The sequence below is a fragment of the Roseburia sp. 499 genome, assembly GCF_001940225.2.
In the GTDB taxonomy this organism is placed as follows: Bacteria; Bacillota; Clostridia; order Lachnospirales; family Lachnospiraceae; genus Petralouisia.
Genome location: NZ_CP135164.1, coordinates 940,654 through 958,251, shown reverse-complemented (window position 1 = coordinate 958,251; position 17,598 = coordinate 940,654). Strand labels below are relative to the sequence as shown.

General features: G+C 36.7%; 15 protein-coding genes and 1 pseudogene. 1 reads left to right on the top strand and 15 read right to left on the bottom strand.

What is annotated here, in order from left to right:
- Positions 1–105: 105 nt before the first annotated feature.
- Entirely contained in the window at positions 106–1,275 is a 1,170-nt protein-coding gene (locus BIV20_RS04795) for an IS110 family transposase (RefSeq protein WP_075718604.1), read from the top strand.
- A gap of 135 nt (positions 1,276–1,410) precedes the next feature.
- On the opposite strand, the gene BIV20_RS04790 is transcribed toward BIV20_RS04795, so the two are convergent.
- The 15 genes and pseudogenes from BIV20_RS04790 to smpB form a co-directional block, all read right to left on the bottom strand.
- Positions 1,411–2,178 carry a hypothetical protein gene (locus tag BIV20_RS04790; protein ID WP_075718602.1) on the bottom strand — a complete coding sequence of 256 codons (768 nt, stop codon included), beginning with the start codon at positions 2,176–2,178 and terminating at the stop codon, positions 1,411–1,413.
- 5 nt (positions 2,179–2,183) lie between these two features.
- Positions 2,184–2,468, bottom strand: a complete 285-nt coding sequence (locus tag BIV20_RS04785) for a hypothetical protein (RefSeq protein ID WP_075718600.1) — start codon at positions 2,466–2,468, stop codon at positions 2,184–2,186.
- Between the two features lie 16 nt (positions 2,469–2,484).
- A complete protein-coding gene (locus BIV20_RS04780; protein ID WP_075718598.1) occupies positions 2,485–2,817 on the bottom strand; it encodes a hypothetical protein in 333 nt (110 codons plus the stop codon).
- Positions 2,817–3,263 (bottom strand): hypothetical protein, encoded by a 447-nt coding sequence (locus BIV20_RS04775; protein WP_075718596.1) that lies wholly within the window; start codon positions 3,261–3,263, stop codon positions 2,817–2,819. The genes BIV20_RS04780 and BIV20_RS04775 overlap by 1 nt, the downstream gene beginning before the upstream one ends.
- 26 nt (positions 3,264–3,289) lie before the next feature.
- A complete protein-coding gene (locus tag BIV20_RS04770) occupies positions 3,290–3,766 on the bottom strand; it encodes a hypothetical protein (RefSeq protein ID WP_075718594.1) in 477 nt (158 codons plus the stop codon).
- 5 nt (positions 3,767–3,771) lie between these two features.
- Positions 3,772–5,685 (bottom strand): annotated as a pseudogene (locus tag BIV20_RS04765) (protein kinase domain-containing protein).
- A 97-nt stretch (positions 5,686–5,782) separates the two neighbouring features.
- A complete protein-coding gene (locus BIV20_RS04760) occupies positions 5,783–6,553 on the bottom strand; it encodes a PP2C family protein-serine/threonine phosphatase (RefSeq protein WP_075718592.1) in 771 nt (256 codons plus the stop codon).
- A gap of 11 nt (positions 6,554–6,564) precedes the next feature.
- On the bottom strand, positions 6,565–7,734 hold the full coding sequence (locus tag BIV20_RS04755) for an FHA domain-containing protein (RefSeq protein ID WP_075718590.1): 1,170 nt from the start codon (positions 7,732–7,734) through the stop codon (positions 6,565–6,567).
- A gap of 16 nt (positions 7,735–7,750) precedes the next feature.
- Entirely contained in the window at positions 7,751–9,502 is a 1,752-nt protein-coding gene (locus tag BIV20_RS04750) for a hypothetical protein (protein ID WP_143524501.1), read from the bottom strand.
- 81 nt (positions 9,503–9,583) lie between these two features.
- Positions 9,584–9,880, bottom strand: a complete 297-nt coding sequence (locus tag BIV20_RS04745; RefSeq protein WP_075718586.1) for a WXG100 family type VII secretion target — start codon at positions 9,878–9,880, stop codon at positions 9,584–9,586.
- A 286-nt stretch (positions 9,881–10,166) separates the two neighbouring features.
- Positions 10,167–14,723: a type VII secretion protein EssC gene (essC, locus tag BIV20_RS04740; protein WP_143524500.1), complete on the bottom strand. Its 4,557-nt coding sequence runs from the start codon at positions 14,721–14,723 to the stop codon at positions 10,167–10,169.
- A 9-nt stretch (positions 14,724–14,732) separates the two neighbouring features.
- On the bottom strand, positions 14,733–14,984 hold the full coding sequence (locus tag BIV20_RS04735; RefSeq protein ID WP_075718584.1) for an EsaB/YukD family protein: 252 nt from the start codon (positions 14,982–14,984) through the stop codon (positions 14,733–14,735).
- 8 nt (positions 14,985–14,992) lie between these two features.
- Positions 14,993–16,054, bottom strand: coding sequence for an AAA family ATPase (locus BIV20_RS04730; protein WP_075718582.1), 1,062 nt, complete (start codon positions 16,052–16,054; stop codon positions 14,993–14,995).
- A gap of 12 nt (positions 16,055–16,066) precedes the next feature.
- Positions 16,067–16,954: an FHA domain-containing protein gene (locus BIV20_RS04725; protein WP_075718580.1), complete on the bottom strand. Its 888-nt coding sequence runs from the start codon at positions 16,952–16,954 to the stop codon at positions 16,067–16,069.
- 167 nt (positions 16,955–17,121) lie between these two features.
- Positions 17,122–17,589: an SsrA-binding protein SmpB gene (gene smpB, locus BIV20_RS04720; protein ID WP_075718578.1), complete on the bottom strand. Its 468-nt coding sequence runs from the start codon at positions 17,587–17,589 to the stop codon at positions 17,122–17,124.
- Between the last annotated feature and the right edge of the window lie 9 nt (positions 17,590–17,598).

The window sequence follows — 17,598 nt, the reverse complement described above, 5'->3', positions numbered from 1 at the left end:
TACCGAAGTGTTTTTCACTCAGAGTACTTATTTCTATCAAGTCTACGATGATAATCGATGGTGGACATCATGGTATCAGACTTTATGAAAGGGAGGTACAACCTCATGAAAATTTTTGTAGGCATTGATATTGCCAAACTCAACCATTTCGCCGCTGCGATTTCTTCCGACGGTGAAATAATTCTTGAGCCGTTCAAATTCACAAACGACGCTGATGGCTTCCAACTGCTGATCTCTAAGCTCGAATCATTCGACAAGAACAGCATCATCATCGGTCTTGAGTCAACGGCACACTACGGTGACAACCTTGTTCGATACCTTGTTACTGAGCTTTACCAAGTGTGTGTGTTGAACCCCATCAAAACTTGTCAGATGCGAAAGAATAACATTCGCAAAACTAAGACAGATAAGGTCGACACATATGTGATTGCTAAAACTCTTATGATGCAGGATAACCTAAGATTCTTCAGTTTCTATGACCTCGATATGATGGATCTTAAGGCCTTGGGACGCTTTAGACAGAAAACTATAAAACAGCGAACCCGCTTGAAAATCCAACTGACAACCTATGTTGATCAAGTATTTCCGGAAATTCAGTATTTCTTCAAATCTGGTCTGCATCAACACGCTGTCTATGCTCTTTTAAAAGAAGCACCTTCTCCAAAAGAGATTGCTTCCATGCATATGACTCATCTGGCAAATCTACTCAAAGTGAACTCACACGGACACTTTACAAAGGAGCAGGCCAAAGAATTAAGAGTTCTAGCACAGAAGTCTGTCGGTGCTAACGACAGCGCTATATCTATTCAGATAACTCAAACCATTCAACAAATCGAGTTACTGGATAGTCAATTAGAAAAGATTGAAGCTGAGATGACAGAAATCATGAAATTCAATGATTCTGTGCTCATGACCATTCCTGGTATCGGATATATCAATGGTGGAATGATCCTTGGTGAAATTGGTGATATTCACCGTTTCTCCAATCCTAATAAACTGCTAGCATTTGCTGGTTTGGATCCTTCTGTTTATCAGTCTGGAAACTTTCAGGCTAAAACCACTCGTATGTCCAAACGTGGCTCTCGTGTATTACGATATGCCCTTGTAAATGCAGCATGGAACGTTGTTAGAAACAACGCAACCTTCAAGGCTTATTATGATGCCAAGAGGTCTGAAGGCCGGTCTCACTACAATGCACTTGGGCATTGTGCCGGCAAGCTAGTCAGAGTCATCTGGAAGATGCTCACTGACAATGTAGAATTTAACCTCGAGTAAGAGGTCTGTATATCAATCAATAGTAGATTTTGAAAAAGGGCTTTTCGGGAGCTTTGTTAAAGTTACCCATTTTTACCATAAAAAGAATTTTGAAATTTCCAGCTAATTTATGCTTGACTTTTCATAGCTGGTCTCCTAATCAATTCTAATTTTTTCTTTTTTCACGTAACAATCTGAAGTTATATATTCTGTATAATTATATTCTGTAAGTTTATCTATAACATCCTCTTTCAAAAAGATAATATCACAATCATATCTTAAATTCTCATTTTCCAGTAACTGTTGTATTATTTCAGTATCCCTTGACATTTCATCGTTATTTGAACAATATATGAATACCCCTTTCCAACTACTAACATTTTCATTATATTCCTTTTTATCAGTCGGAATAGCACTTAATTCAGTTGTATAAATATCTGCAAAAACTTTTATATGTTCATTATCTAAACTTGAAACTATAAGCTCTTCTACATATTCCGTATAATCATCTCTTATTGCCACTAACATATAATCATCTTCATATTCCGTTCCATTTTCACCTTCTACTTTTCTCACTTCAAAACTATCCGTTTGAGGATCTCCGTCCGAAGGATATGCTATTAAATGTTCATACTCCAATGGTCCTTTCTGAACATACCCATCATATGAAAATGAACGATTATATTTCTTTTCTACTGCTGTGAGCATTTCTTCTATTGCCACAATTGATTTTTTTTGGGAATATGTCAGTTCTTCCGGATTCGTAGATAAGCCTGCCTCCTCCAAAATTTCTTTTTGTCTTTCACTTAAAACCAATTCTGACTTCTTAGCATTGTCCGTATTTTTTTTCATATTACAACCGCACACTCCTATTCCAATTATTACAATGATTCCTAAAATAATAAATTTTCTCATTCTTTTCATGACTTTTATTCATCTCCTGATTCAAATAGCCTTGATATTTCTGCATCTACAGCTTCAAATGAAACTTTTGCGTTCTCTACTACTTTTCCGGTTTTAGTAATAAGTGTAGTTAATGTTGTGCCTATTTCATTTAGTTTTGAAGCTGCATTAACCATTTCATCAGCTACACTTCCCTTGGTATTTACAAAGTTCACACTCACCTTCCGGTTAGTCATTCTCTTTTGTAAAGATAACAATTTTCCTTCTATTTTTTCTAATTCTGATAAATTTACTTTTACCTGTGTTGACATTGTATACCTCCTATATTTACAAAAACATAGATAATAGAGAACCTACCACAGAAGTAATATCACTCGGAAATCTAAAATCGTCTTCTAATGCAATTTCCTCAATGCTCTTATTTACTTTTGTTCTAATATCTTGGCACTCATCATAAATTACGGTTTTATATGATTTTATTGTTGTTTCTAAATCTGCAATTTTTGAGCAAATTACCTCATCTTGGATTCCCTTACTTTGCAAATCGTCAAGCAATGTTATGTATTCTTCAATACAACGTGATAAAAACTCTGCATAATTTACCATACTATTGGTTACCAGTGATAACTCATTCTCGTCATAAACAACATGCCTTCCCATTATTTATTTCCTCCCTGTTTTTCATTATTTTTTGCATCCTGCAAAGCTATATCCAAACCTGCAATTGTCCCATTATAACTTTTGATTTTCGTCTCACAACAATTAATATTATTCATGTAACTTTGCATTTTACCTGAAATCATAAAAAGTAATCCCAAATACGCCCCCACAACCGTTTTAGTTCCAATCCCATTCAAAATATTATTCATTCCATCATAATACCTCTGAGCAGTAATACTATTCTTTTTTACCATCTCTATATCAGTAAGTTGGCTTTTCTTTGCATTATTTACATTATTAAATTCTTCATATGACTTTTCCACATTCCCTTTAAAAATTCTTAATGATTCATAATTTTGTTCATTCTTTTTAATTTCAGACTGTAATTCCTGAATCTTATTCTTATACCCTCTAATCTCAGTTTCCAATTGCTTAATTCTACTCATAACTTCCCCTTTCTTATACTAATAATTTATATCCGCTCTTCCGTATGCGTCACTACCACATCTTCCTCCACCTCAAACTGAATCTGTGGCTGTTGCAATACTGTTGTTTCTTCCTCTATTCCTTGATTTAGCACTGTTGTCTGTTCGTCTATTCCTTGGTTCAGCACTGTTGTCTGTTCGTCTAATGTCTGATTCAGTACAACTGTCTCATCATGTATATTTGGTTTTTCCAAAGCTATTTGCTTATTTGTCTTTGGCTGTAATCTTCCGGTTGTTCTACCTCTCTTTGCCACAATCTGATCTGTATTCTCACGAATAGCACGAATCTTACTCTGCCCTTCATATCCCTCTTTTTGAATCTTTCGAATACTTCTTTTCGCTGTAATTCCGGTCAATTCTCCTATTACAGTATGAATACGAAAAACGAAAAACAAGATGATAGCTCCTATTCCAAATAGAACTGCACCTGCAATTCCTCCATAGAACATAATTTCATTTGCCATCTGTTTTACCTCCCATACTTTTGAAATAATGGTCCTAGCTTCTGCACTAATTTTTTCCATTTTATATCGTTGGAAATATCTGCAACCTGCATACCCTGATCATAAATGGCAAAAATAGCATCCGGATTCCAATTTTCTATATTACTGTCCTTTGCTGCTGCTTCATTACACAACAAGGATAAATATCCAATATAAATATCCTTATATTTATTTCCAAATTCCTTAATTCCTACTTCATACTTTGCTTTGGCAGATTCCAAATCACCGATTTCTTCATACATTTCAGCAACATCACATATATATTTGCAACGGTCTTTTTCCTGATTATCATCTGAAATAATAGATAGTATTTCTTCACAATATGTAATGGCTAAATTATAATTCTCACTTTTCTCTGTGTTATCTTCTATTTCTTCTGCTCGTTCTCTATAAGCCTTGTACAAAATATCACTGAAATCAACCGTGTATTCCACAAGCATCTCATCACTATCTAAATCTTCTACTTCTTCCAATGCCTTATCAGCCACTCGAATAGCAGACTCTACTGCTCCTTCTATGGACCCTGGATATATCATGTAAATATCGCCCATGATTTTGTAGTTAAGCATTTTCGCCTCAGATAGGGTCTGACTGTCATTATAAGTTTCAAAATCCTTCATTGTCTCTGCTAAATCTTCCATATTGCTTCCTGTAACATCTAATTCAGACAGACATGACAATATTTTCTTATAATATACTGCTTCCGGCACTTCTTCTTCATCCAACATCTGAAAATAATATAAACTGTTGGCATAATCTTTTTCCTCGTTCAGATACGTCAATGCTACCTGACGTACTACCTCACTGTTATCCTGAATATTCTGATAGCCGGAATTAATATATGCACCAATTCTTTCCAGTCCTTCTTCTGCATCCATATAATTCACATAAAGGCTTAACATATCCAAATATGCTTCCGGATTCTTTCCATCTACATCTGTAATTGCTTCTACATATACTTCCGATGCTTTGGAATAATCTCCATTTATTTTATATGTATTCGCCTTTTCAATCAGACTTCGATAATCCTGCTTTCTGGTATTTTGAATTCCTTGATATCCCAATGCAGATATTACGATACTAACTGCCATTGCAGCTACGGTTCCACCCCAGAGCATCAACTTTCCTGTCTGCTTCTTACGATGACCACTATCCAATTCATCATAATGTTCTAAGGCGTAAATTAACTCAGAACAGTTTTGATAACGATCTTCCGGATTTGGCTGTGTACATTTTTCTATAATTTTTTCTAATCCACTAGATAATGCCGGATTCCATTCCCGAATGGGACGCATAACATATGGAGGCTCACAGGGATTTTTCCCTGTTACAATATGATAAATAGTTGCACCTAGGCAATAAATATCTGTTCTCGCATCCGTTTTGTAGATTCCTCGGCCCTGCTCATCCCCAAACTGTTCCGGAGCTGCATAGCCTCTGGTTCCAAGAGCTGTAGTATCTGCAATATTTTCAACTTTATATTCCTTTGCTGTTCCAAAATCAATCAGCTTTACTCACCCGTCCGGCTGCAACATAATATTGGAGGGTTTCATATCACGATAGATAATGGGCGGATTCAAGGAATGAAGATAATCCAAAGCACTTGCCAACTGTTTTGCCCACTCAATTACATTTTCCTGCGGCTGTGCTCCTTCTTCCTTCAAAATACGATCTAATGCCAATCCTTGAATATAATCCATGACAACATATATTGTTCCGTCTTTATCTATAATATCTACAATTCTCGGCAATACGGGATGGTCTACCTTTTTCAATATATTAGCTTCCCGCTCAATTCCCTTTAACTGCATTTCTACGCTCTGCGAGCCGTCATTCTTTAATTCCTTTACTGCCCATTGTTTATTCAGTCGGTTATCCATTGCCACATATACAATGCTCATTCCACCCTGACCGATTTCTTTTAATATTTCGTATTTTCCATCCAGTACCAGACCTACTTTTGACATTCTAATCCCTCTATCTTATCGTTTTTACTAATATACAACTTATATTGTCTTTTTCCTGTCTCTGTTTCAACATTTCAATAAATTCTAAAATATTATTTTTCATAACTTTTTCATCCGGATTGGCTTGTGCGCAAAAAGAATTCCACATTTCCATCGGTGTACACATATGACGTAATCCATCTGAACACAACATATAAACCGCATCTTCTTTTATCTTTCCGTGATAAAACACCGGTTCCACTGTCTGTGATGCTCCTATACACTGTAACAAAACACTCCTTCGCGGGTCCGTCTCCGCCTGTTCCTCACTCAGACGACCTGCTGCTATTTCCTTTGCTACCAGTGTCTGATCTTCCGTTATCTGATACAACATATCAGATAATTCGTAAATACGGCTGTCTCCTACATGCACTACATAATAACTGTCCTCTATTACAAGTAATGCAGTTAGTGTAGTTCCCAGATTTACATTATTCTTCTTCCCAAATTCACCAATCCTCAGATTCTCTTCTACCACAATTTCTTTCCATCTCATCTGAAGCTTGTTCTGGTCGAATCCTTCATACAGCATCTGCGGCAGTTCTTCATGAAACCATCCGGAAAATCGCTCAATTACTTCCTTGCTTGCTACTTCTCCTTTTTCCAACCCTCCCATACCATCACAGATAATGGCAAGGAGAATCTCTCCCTGTGCTGTCCTTGCTTTCTTTATCAATATAGCGTCTTGATTTGTCTCTTTTTTGATCCCAACATCACTTGCATAAGCTGTAATATATCTCATATTTCTCCCTACTATACTAAATCAAATATAAATTCTTCGTCTGCTAAGGAAACCTTCATTCCCTTCATCAGAAGTTGTTCCTTTTCTCCCTTTAAAATGACTCCGTTTACATATGTATTATTGGTAGAATCATTATCCCGAATATAGCAAGCTCCATCTCTTTTATAGATAACGGCATGTACTCGGCTGATTGCCACATTATCTTCCACTGTATAATCTGTATCTGTTTTTGATTTACCAATACGGAATACATTTTTATTAATAACAATTTTTTCTTGATTCTTCGTACGAATTAACACTTGCGTCGGTTTTTTATCCGATACTCTTTGAAACAGTCCCTTTCTTGTCTTCAATGGCTCTTTTAAATTTCCGGACGGTGTAGTTAATACCGTTGTTTCATCATGCTCCCCTATCTCTTGAGAACCTGCAAGGCTTCCGGATGGTGCAGGTTTCGCAGCCTCCAGCTTAATTGGCTTCGGCTGGCTTCCTTGTACCGTTTCCTCCCTCATTGGACGTGGTGCTGCCGGCGCCGTGAATGCCGGCATAACCGGTGTAGCAGATACCGGAGCCACCAGCGGTACTGCATTTGAAACAGTTACTTGTGGCTGACTCTGTATAATTTTCGTTTCTTTCAAACTTAATACCAGTTCTTCAAAATTCTCCACCTCAATATATGGATTATTGGAAACATACAACACCAGTTTTGCAATATAGTAAATATCCTCTTCTTCTTTATAGGTAATACTCATAAGCAGTTCCTTCAAAAACTCTCGTAAACTCTTATTACCTGGTAATTTCTTATTTTCCGGAATGCATAAAAAAGAAATATCTCTGGTTACAAAATCAACAAAAATATAATCCAGATTTAAATACAAATATTTCTCATCAATCCCTTTGTTCTTCAAAAACTGAAATGCTTCAATGACTGTTTCTAGAAGCTTTAACACTTCCGTTTTTCCCATAGTTTGCATAAGATATTTGCGTAGCGTAGCTTTATATGCAATATTATACTGGAATCCATACTTTTCCTCTTCTTCTATTTCTTCTAATGATTCAATAATATTAGAATGAATTCCCTTGATAATCTCAACGCTTTTAGGCTCTATCGCCTGTTTGTCCTGCACCCAATATACTAAAAAATTCTCTAATCCATGATTTTTTACCTCGAATATCTCTTCCATGACTTTCCTCCATTTTCTATTTCCAAATGTACCCTACGGATTCTATCCCGTCTGTAACCTTCTGTGTTTCTCCTGTTTCACTCAATAACTGATACAAATTATTTTTATCATCTGTATAATATACGTCCTGACCAATCACAAATATCTGTCCCTGAGACTTTACTGCATATTCTTCTTCCTCTTTCTCGTATATTACAATACTTGTATCCGTGTTATAAGCTAATCTTTCTTCCTCTGGATTCAGGTCAAAACTCTTCACCTTATCAGAAATCTTTTCTTCCTTTCCATCACCATAAGAATAAAGTGTTTCATCCGTCAAATAGTACACACAGTCCTGCTCCGGAGAATACTTATAATCTGTACATTCCTTTGCCAAAAGCTTTGGTTCCTGCCATTCCTCATCTAATTTCTCACAACTATAAAGTTTATCCCCAGCTAAATAAAAAATCAGATTGCTATTCCACATTTCTATCTTCTGTGCTCTTCCAAAATTTCCTGCTACTTTGCATGATTCCTGATCATTTAATATATCGTAGCTATACATACAATTTTCCTTTAGATAATAGTAACATGGGGATGTATTCTCGAAATTTCTATCCATACTGTTACCAAAAATCACCTGTCTGTCACAAGACTTCTCATATGTACACGGCTCTGAGACATCGGTAAACCAGTCTACATTGGTTGCTACTAACTGTTCTTTTCCTTCTTCCTTCATATCGAAATAATAAACAGACTTATCCGCAGTCTGTATACAGAAGGAATTTAAATTACTGTAATAGCCAAAATAAGTAACCATTGACAGGTCACTTCCATAATTCTTTTTATCCTGAATACAATAAATCGTATAGGTAAGTTCCGGTTCTTCCCCTTCTTCGGTCCTCGTATTTGCCGGGTTTTGCTGCTCACAAAATACCTTTCCTTCTTCTGTTACGCCCAGAACCCTGACAGGATTCTCCATGGTTGCAATCTGATTTACCTCACCGGAAGGCATAACCTCACAAACCACATATGCATCTTCCCCCGCCTGATAGGAATACGCCAAATAATTCCCTTTCTCACTGATTACGGTTCCATTTACTCCTGTAACATATCTTTTTATGGTATCCTCTTCTCCCATACAATGTAAAGAATAAAAGTTTTCTTCCTCTTGTGTCCAATAATACACCTTAGACAGTGCCTCATCTGCGATTACCGCTACGATTTGCTTATCCTTAGACGCTTTTAAATTCTCTTTTTCTCCTGCTATTACCAGGCTTTTCCCATCTTCTCCGGCATATAAAAATGCATTTTTCTCGTAATCTGCCTGTATTAGTGTATACGAACCATCCGGTTTCTTTACCTTCGCTCCGCTACTACTTTCAATTGCTCCCTTATTGACAAAATAAAGTTCCTTTTCCATGTAAGCAATTTTGTTTGGATATATGTAATGAAAATAACAAAAAACTGCGATACCCGCCACCATCAAAACTGTTGCTATAATACTCAATATTATAATCAGTTTCTTGTGACTCTTCCGCGGTAATTCTACTTCTGCAGATACCACACATTTCTCTTCTTCGTCATTTTCCTTTTCTTCTTTTTCATTTTCAATATTATTCACAGATAAAACAGTCGTAGCATCTGCATCTATTCCCTGATACTTGTAGGAATAATCTGCCTGTTCTTGCTGCTGTTCCTGTACTTCTTGCTGCGGATTCACTGTTGCTCCGCACATAGGACAATATATTTGATTCTCTATTTCACTTCCACATACTCTGCACTTCATGCTCTCACCTGCCCGAAAAAAATTCTTTCTTATGTTAAGAAAAAGCCTCTTAATTTTCATTAAGAGGCTTTTGTCACCTATCTAGCCTTTAAACTGACTAGCGATGTCAGAATCTGTTGTTTCAATTGTCTGTGCAGTAGCTCTTAATGCATTTGCGATTTCAGTAATAAGTGCCTGTGCTTTTTCAAAGTTAGGTCTTAATTCTATGAATCTCTCTGCATAGGACTGGCTAGCAGCACCTTCCCATTCTTCCTGCAATGTTGTTAACAAAGTGTTCATTTTTGAGATTACCTCACCTACGTTTGCTGCTTCAGCATCATACTGTGATGCACGCTGTCTCATTGTGTCAGGTGTAATTCTAATCTGACCATTACTCATTGTTTTTTCCTCCTTAAAAATTATAATATATATTAAACCCCTACGCATAAGCATAACTACAAACATAGATATACCTATTCTCGGTAATTTAATCTAACAATATGCAATTAACTTTTAATTACCTACTCGGATATTTTACTGAAATAGTTGCTTATCGAATGATAAACCATGAATGACTACCCCTAGCCTTTCATTATCGCAACTCGTCCCTCTCAACTCCAAGGTCAAGTATACTACTTCACTCCAATAAAGTCAACTACTTTTTCCAATTTTTGTAAATCTTGTTTTACTCACAATCCAACACACTTTTTATCTTAATTACTTCATTCTCCTTACAATAGAATCCCTCACCCACTTCCAACTTTTTCTTATATTCTCTTGCAATAGACATCGGGATATCCAGTACTTTTTGATTTGGTATTTCATCAAAAATCAACATATGCTTGCTATCCTTTATATTTTTCAATGGTTCCGGTGAAGAATAGGAAATATTAGCATTTGGTACATTCGAAAGTAAGATTGCTACCTTCATAGCCTTCAATTTTCCTGTAATATTCTTGTACAAATCCATCCATGCCAGATTATTCTGCAAGATATCCAAAGCATCCATATTCTGAATTATCAAAAGAAGTAACGGTGCCTGTTCAAGTATCTGATCATCACCTGCCACCATTGCTTCATAGCGATTTCTCAGTTCCTCTTCCCACAACGTCAATGCTTCTCCAATATAATTCGCATCCATAGTATACTTCTCTATCATTTCCATTTCTGCTAAATCTGCGAATTTCTTTGAAACATCATCAATAATAACAACCTTAACCGGTGCATTTTGACTGTTCTTCTGCAATGTATGCAATAAATAACGAACAAAGTTTCCACGTCCCGATTTTTCTTTTCCAACAATTCCAAGTACACCGAGCGTACGGATATCCAATACTACCGGCATAATGGTACTGTAATTTAAACCAATCATGACCTGATATGCCTTTTGGGCTATTTCCGGATACTGCTCTGCAACATAATTGCAATCCAATACTGCCGGAATTTCAGGAATCCGTTTTGCCCTAGCTTTACTTTTAGCATTTACCTCTGCCATAAATGATTTCATTTCTTCTACACGTTCAATCTCTTTTCTTCCTTTAAACGCAAGATATGTCTGATACTCATATAAAGACTTATCAATATCGATAATTCCACGTCCCGGTACATTTCTTGGCTGCATACGACAATGATCCAGCACACTGTTATACTCACAGGAGTCATTACAATATAAAGCAATTCTTTTTGAGAAATTCGCTAAATACTTATAACCAATTCCGGTGGTCTGTGCATTTACTACTACAACACAAATACCTACTGCCAGACCTTCACGACAAATCAGCAGTAAATTATCATTATCCTGAAGATATAATTCCTTCAATGCTGTAAGATTATCTACCATAATTACAATCTGAGGCAGTTCCCGATATCCGGCATCACGATAGGAACTAAAGGAACTAATTCCCATTTGTGACAACATATCTTTTCTGCGATAAATTTCCTCATTCATCATTTTAAAGAAGTTCTTCAGCTTTTCATCCTCAGAAGAAGTAATGACTCCACCCACATGATTCAATCCTTCGAATGTCTTCAGAATCATAGATGCAAAGTCCAAAATATAAATATTGACTTCGTCCGGAGTATAATTCATCGCCAGTCCCTTAATTAATACCTGCAATAAATTGGTCTTTCCATACTGTGATGAACCCACTGCAAAAATGTTTTCCTGCGAAAAATTTATAAAGGTCTCCTTCTGTAACTGTTGCTCCGGAGCATCGTAAATACCAATCACAACACCTATATCTGTCTCAATTTCAAAATTCGGTTCACACTGACAATAATCTATCACTTCACCCAGTGATGGCAGACAGATTCCCGGCAACCGCTCTATCTTATTATCAGCGCAATATTTCGCCACATATTCTACGATTGCTTCCAACTGAGTAGCGGACTTTTCGGACTTTGGATTCTTCTGTTGGAAAATCACCTGGCTCTTTCCCAGAAGATTTACATCACTAACGGAAAATTCCTTTACGATATCCACCTGGCTCTGGTCCGCTGCTGCACCACTGTACGCAGACTGAAACAAATCGAATATTTCATTATTTCCCACTTGAAGATAAGCACGTCCCGGCTCCTTAATTTCTGCTGCTAATGGCGACTTCAATACTTCGTTACTGTCCTCTTTGTTCTGCACCTTCAGACAAAGCTTGAACTTAGAGTTACTCCAAATCTGATCATCTACTACACCGGATGGCTTCTGTGTTGCCAATATCAAATGTACACCAAGGCTTCGACCAATACGCGCCGCACTGATTAACTCTTTCATAAATTCCGGCTGGTCACTCTTTAACTCTGCAAATTCATCTACAATCAATATCAAATGAGGCAATGCAATAGAGGTCTCTCCTGCCTTGAACTTCTTAATATAAGCATCAATATGATTTACATTATACTCTGCAAATAATTCCTGTCTTTTTCGCAGTTCTGCCTTAATAGAGAGCAGGGAACGGTCAATTTCCCTTCCGTCAATATTGGTAATTGCACCAATCAAATGTGGAAGTTCCTTAAACTGATTTACCATACCACCGCCCTTAAAGTCGATGATTACAAATCCTACTTCATAAGGATGGAACAAGGTTGCCATAGATAAAATATAACTTTGCAAAATCTCACTCTTACCGGAACCTGTGGTACCCGCTACCAGTCCATGGGGTCCATGATGCTTTTCATTCAAGTCAAGGCATACCACCTCATCACCACTTTTCACGCCAAGAGGCGCTGCCATACTCTCATAGACTTTAGATTCCTGCCATCTGGATGCAATATCTAAGTTATCAATATTGATGATTCCCAACAACTCATATAATGAAATACTCTTCGTCAGGCTGCTTTCCAAGCTCACTTCGTCTACATAAACGCACCCCAACCGTAATGCCAGATTCTCTGCCACACGATTTGGAATGGTATGATAATGAAATGGCTGCTTTTCTTCTCCATTCTCAGAAGTTACCATCACACCTGTGGCAAAATCATTCTCCATTTTCAGAATTCGGTCGCATCCCTTTGGCAATAATTCTTCATATTCTTCAAAGAACAAAAAGTTAAATCCGTACTTTCCACACTCTTCCACATACTTAGATACCGGATGCTGTGCCAATCCTTCTGCATCTGTAACAAACACCACATAATGAGGCAGATGTTTTAATTCTTCTTCCTTCAATCCTTCTCTGGAAGATAATTCTTCATACAAAACCTCTAAAATGATTTTTCTACTCTCTTCATCATACATGAAATTTCGAATGTTTCCGACCCCACTTTTTACATTATGAAGCCAGCGTAACCATGTATATTTTTCCTGCTCCTTTTCATTGAACAAATAATAAAACTTTACATCATGATAAAAATGGCGCACGGATAAATCAATGGTAATATTTTTCAGTATCTCATACTGCACCTGAGGAGTTCCTACAATTCCGACACAATTATTCTCCTTTAAATCAATGCAGACCGGAGCGTTTTCGATATACCGATAGGCATCTGCCAATTTTTCCGGATACTCGCTTAAATCATCTTCTGTATCCTTGAATTCCTGTTTTTTATACGAAACCTGACTATTTGACTCTACCGTTCCTGTTCCGATTCGGATAGTCAGATAGTCATCATCTTCAACGTCTTTTTCAAACAATCTGCTGTCAAATTGTTCCACTTCCTCGATTTCCCGATCAATAGAAATATACTTTTGATCCAGAATTCTTAATTCCTTTTTTCGAATTTCCTTAATTTCTTTTTCTTTATCCTGCGCATACTGAAGATATTCTTTTCTTCTTTCCTTTATCTCCGTCCGGTACTCTTTTCCATCCATGAAATATGTAACGATTGATGTAGCAATTCCCATTCCCATCATGGCAGCGCTGTAAATAACGAACATTCCACCACCACCCATGGCTCCACGTAAAAATACCATCAACACCATAGATAGCAATGCCGGAATTAACGTCATTACAAGATTTTTTTTCGGCACTTCTTTTTTTGCCTTCGGTGCCAATACTTCTATCTCATCTTCCGGCACAATATACTTTACTCTGGTACTTCTCTGAAACTTAGGATACATGAGCTGATTTCCTGTTTTAGAGACATCCTTTTCCTTCATTCCATTGACCTGTATGGTCTCTGCATTAGTGGTAAACAGCTTTGAATTGCGTATATAAAAGGAATATCCATCCAGCATAAAGAAATCCATATCATACACTTTCCGTTCCTTTTCTTCCATACGGAATCCATTTACATAAACACCGTATCTTGCTCCGGTATCCTTCAGGATATAATCCCCATTACTTTTTACCAATGCAATTGTATCTTCTTCCACCAAATCATCTTGAATATGGATATTGCAAAATGGCTTTCCACCAATAGTAATACTCTCCTGCTCCGGTATTTCCAATACACGTTCGAAATCGCTGTACATGTTATCAAAATCGATATAAAAAGAAACCTTCATCAATTCTGCATTGCTACTTTGATATTTTAAAACAATTTCCGCTCCATGCTTTAAGGTCATGGCAGACTGCTTCATCAAACCTTCTGAGATGAAATACACGGAATCGCTACACACCAGTTTCCATTCTCTCCCTTGTGGTGTAACCAGAATTTCAAAATCATCAAAAAAACTGTCACGGCTAAATCGCACATTACAGTTCTTTGTGGTACCTATACATACTCCATCCTTATTTTTTCCATACAATACAATTTCCTGGTATATTTTTGTCCCAAATAAAATTAATTTATAATTCTGTTCCTTCATTTTCTTCCCCTATCTTGTAAAATTAATAATTGTTCCATTTCTAAGCTGATATTCTTCTATGGTCTTATTCCCCTTTAATAAGGCTATGGGATTCTCCGTTTTCAAATAGCACTGTCTAATATCCTTCAAATCGATTCCCAGATGATACCCTTGATTCAATGCCGTCAGCAATTCATTTGCTGTAATATCCAAAGGTACTTCTATATCATGTATTTCTTGCCTTTTATGCAAATAAAGTGACATAATAATTGTATTTTCCATTGTTTCTCCTAACCCAGCAGATATGCTGTTGCCTGAAATAAGTTACTTCTACGAATATTTTCTAATGTAATGGATGCCCCATTCATATTTTCCTTTCCAACGTACTCTGCAATACTGCAATTTTGCAATATTTCGCTGCCCAGAATACGATTCTCATGGTTTTCTTCATAATTGTTGCATATCCAAAGCATTTTCTCATCATCGGAATAATCAATATTTTTCAAAAATTCTTCTGTTTTATACACTGATAATGCGTCCTGCTGCAGAACATTCACCACACGGTAACACTTTGCCATGAGTTTTGTCTTAAACAGTGTTAATTCAGAAGAAACGTCGAAGATAATATAATCATATACATTTGCCTCCAGAATCCGGCTGATGAAATAGAAATAATTATCCTCAGTTATGCCATATGCCAGTACAGACTGTCGCAACGGTCTCACATAATCAAATTCCTCATGTCCCAACGCATTTTTCAAATAGGACAAAGCATGCTCGTCCTCATTTACGATGCATGCGGCCAATTCTTCATATGCATAATTCCTATCCCTCATATACCATTGAAAATTCTGCACATTTTCCGCATTAAAATATAATACTTTCTTCCCCTGCTTGGAAAGTGCAACCGATAATCCTAATGCGGTTGTGGTCTTTCCTGCACCGCCAATAGGGGAATATACCATAATTCCTCTGGTAACACGATTGGCATCTGTATTGGTCTGTATGTTCAATCTCCGACTTATCTTTTCTGTAATACGACGTACCATCTCACCCAGATTCATATATTTATGCAGCATACAGATACGGTTATCCTCCTGCATCTCAATTTCATTTTCCCGAAGTACAAAAGTCAGGTTAATATTCTGTTTTTGTACACACTCCAAATACTGTTCTTCATGAACCACCAGGACATCTATATTCTTAGGTTTTTCAAAATATGTATCAAAATACTCCTGTTCTGTTATGGACTCTAGCTCAACTCTTTCTCCCAATTCTTCCAGAAGCTTCCATTCCAGCCCTTCCACAAACTTTGTATCACTATCAATTAATACCATTGATATACTCTGCATGACTTACACTCCTTATCGTACTTCATATTCCAAATCTGCAATCTGTATCACGTCGCCTTGCTGCAAAGGAATATATTCCCCATTCTTCACCAAGCTTCCATTGACATAAGTATGGTTCAGACTTCCCATATCTTCAATATAGAACTGACCGTTCAACCAAAAAATTCTACAATGCTTCCTGCTGACAGAACTAGACCCAGCAATTACCTTATGTGCATATTCCGGACTCTTCCCTAGAATACATTCTTCCATATCAATCTGCAGATTCTGTCCATTGGTAATTCCCCATAGTTCTATTCTCTGCATATTACTATTCGTACTTCTTCCAAAACTATATTTCTTCATTTTTAAATTTCTAAAAATATCCTCTGAGGTATTTTTTCTGTCTTGGCAATCCTGATAAAGTAGGAGTAACCCTTCGTCCTGTTGGCACTGTGCCTTTTCGATTATCTCACATAGTAAACTTTTCATTGCCAGTTCAAAAGACATCTGCGTCTCAGGTGTAGAAGAAATGGCCAGTGGAACACATATCATATGTACTGCAAGATATTCATCTAAAAATATCGAATCATAAGACAAATCAATCGTTTCCGGCTGTATCAATCCATTCATTTTAAAAGAATCTATATTTTTGCATATTTCTGTAATAATCTCAATCACATGTTCCGGCAAAAGCTGTCCCTTATAACTATAAATAGGATGATAATTTCCAATCGGATAACTTAGCCGCACTTTTCCGTTCCACATAGACTTATAGCAAGAAATAAACGTATTTCCTGCCTGATTCTGCAAAATCTTATATGCCGTCTGGTAAAAAAAATTATTATCGGTCAAGGTATAACTCAAACGCTCTGAAGTACGCCCTGACTGTACAATACTTTCACAAACGAAATTGCTCATTTTTATACTCCTTTTTTCCTATATGTTTATGATATTAGGGAAAATGTATACGAAATTAAAAATAGAATTTTGATTTCTTTCAGACATGACTCCCCTTATTAATCATACTCTAAAACCCGTTTTTTTCTAAAAAAGACTATAACACAACCAAACTGGAGATGCAATATTTAATATAAGTTTTTGACCTTAAACTCCCGCTCTGATTCTCTTCTCTGATCCTTTTTGGCAATATCCTGACGCTTATCATACAATTTCTTTCCTCTTGCCAATGCAATCTCTACTTTTACCAGGCTCCCCTTGAAGTATACCTGCAATGGCACTACTGTATAACCTTTTTCCGCCATTTTTCCTGCTATTTTATTAATCTCATGCTTATGCAATAACAGTTTTCTTGGACGCAATGGATCTTTGTTAAAAATATTTCCCTTTTCATAGGGACTGATATGCATTCCGTAAATAATAACCTCGCCCTTCTCAATTCTTATGAAGGATTCCTTTACGGAGCACTTGCCCATACGGAGAGACTTTACCTCCGTACCGGCAAGGCTGATACCAGCTTCATACTTATCTTCAATAAAATAATCATGAAATGCCTTTTTATTATTGGCAATCAACTTAATACTATCTTTCCCCATATGTTTCCT